3 protein-coding genes are annotated in these 1598 nt (G+C 43.3%); 2 read left to right on the top strand and 1 reads right to left on the bottom strand.

The genetic code is table 11. The features are described 5' to 3' along the window. Positions 1-644 (top strand): DUF6680 family protein (locus NNN71_RS24530; RefSeq protein WP_333909590.1); only part of this gene is annotated, 644 nt, incomplete at its 5' end. Positions 645-646: 2 nt separating this feature from the next. Here NNN71_RS24530 and NNN71_RS24525 read toward each other — a convergent pair. Continuing rightward, the gene (locus NNN71_RS24525; RefSeq protein ID WP_271459573.1) at positions 647-838 is read right to left on the bottom strand and encodes a toxin-antitoxin system HicB family antitoxin; all 192 of its coding nucleotides are present in this window, start codon (positions 836-838) and stop codon (positions 647-649) included. Positions 839-964: 126 nt separating this feature from the next. On the opposite strand from NNN71_RS24525, the gene NNN71_RS24520 reads away from it, so the two are divergent. Beyond that, a complete protein-coding gene (locus NNN71_RS24520; RefSeq protein ID WP_271459572.1) occupies positions 965-1210 on the top strand; it encodes a SymE family type I addiction module toxin in 246 nt (81 codons plus the stop codon). The last annotated feature ends 388 nt before the right edge of the window (positions 1211-1598 follow it).

Genomic DNA, 1598 nt, shown 5'->3' with positions numbered 1-1598 from the left:
CTATTACTTTTACAGGTGGAATAATGAGTGGTTTATTCGGCATGGAATATAAAGATATTGTAATGACAGCAGCAGTCATAATTGGTCCAATACTTGCGGTCCAAATACAAAAGGTCTTAGAACAATTCCGTGAAAAGAAGCAAAACCGTTTATATATATTTAGAACTTTAATGTCTACCAGAGCACAAAGACTTCATAGAGACCACGTACAAGCATTAAACATGATTGATATAGAGTTTTACGGGAGAAGAATTCCAGCTATTAAAACACGATATCAAACCAAAAAGGAACAAACTGTAACTCATGCTTGGAAAAGCTATAACAACCACTTAAATAAAGCAAAGGAATATCCTGATATAAATATATGGGTATCAAAATCTGATGATTTATTTACGGATCTTCTCTACGCAATTGCTCAAGCCATGAATTATGACTTCGATAAAGTTCAGTTACAAAGAGACTGTTATAGACCAATTGCACACGGGGACTTGGAAACCACGCAGGCTAACATATTAAAAGGCCTAGAAGATATTTTTTCTGGTAAAACCTCTTTGCCAATGACGATCACTAATATTCCCTTCAACGAAACAAATAAAAAAGATGGGGAAACCCAAGTGAATAGCCAAGATCTAAGGAATGGTTAATCTTAACCCTTAGGTTCAATCCCTCTATTAAGCAGCGCTTCTCTCGCCAACTCCTTCAACCAACTGGCGAGACTCACCCCTTCCTCCGCCGCAACAGCATCCAACTGCTCCTTCAATGCCGGATCAATACGCATTTTAAACTGCGGTGATTGCCCACCACCCTTTGGTTTTTTTTCGCGCGATATGATTGACATAGGGCCACCTATCCATCTACTCTTACACATATAGGAGGCCACCTAAACCTCCTCAGTTAGACAACGCTCCGCTGTGCGGGAACACAAACGGAGCGTCTAACCTCACCAACTATCAAGGAGTTGATTATGGCTAACCCGCATTCTACCCCAGACTTACCCGCAGCAAAAACCGAGCGCACAATAATTGTGGGATATCGCCCGCAGGGTGCAAACAAAAATACGCCGAGTCTCACCCTTTCCGGGAAGTGGCTGCGCGAGGCCGGGTTCGAAACCGGGCAACAGGTTAGCGTAAAAGTGATGAACGGCTGCATCATCCTGATGGCCTATGGCGAACAGGAGCAGAAGCTGCTGGCGGAATTGAAGGAGACGTAGCTGAAGCTGAAAGGAATTGAAGCGGCGGTATCGGCGGTGCATTAAGGCTCGCAGGAATATCCGCACCGTGCTCATGACGGGCATTGCCCGATGGCGTTACACTTATCGGGCCTACGGGCATGGTGCCCGTCGTAGGCCGGGTAAGCAACGCGCCACCCGGCAATAGAGCGGCACACGAGCCCTACTATTTTTTGGGGAAAGATCCGAAAAATTAATGGCTGATTTCAACATTTAATTTAATTAACGCTACACAAACTTTTACCCTTAATAAATCCTCGTCATTTTATTCTCTACGCCAATATCAGTTATTTCATTTTCTGTAATCACTTAGCCTTTCAATATATCCTATATTTTATATTCTTACCTGATCGTTAAATAAGGTGAGGCA

This window comes from Kluyvera sp. Awk 3 (assembly GCF_028069715.1).
Taxonomy (GTDB): Bacteria; Pseudomonadota; Gammaproteobacteria; order Enterobacterales; family Enterobacteriaceae; genus Kluyvera; species Kluyvera georgiana_A.
This window is presented reverse-complemented; position numbering and strand designations above follow the sequence as displayed.

What these genes read in the sequence shown, in the direction of transcription:
- NNN71_RS24520 (WP_271459572.1), top strand. Translation starts at nt 965, where the DNA reads ATGGCTAACCCGCATTCTACCCCAGACTTACCCGCAGCAAAAACCGAG.
- NNN71_RS24525 (WP_271459573.1), bottom strand. Translation starts at nt 838, where the DNA reads ATGTCAATCATATCGCGCGAAAAAAAACCAAAGGGTGGTGGGCAATCA.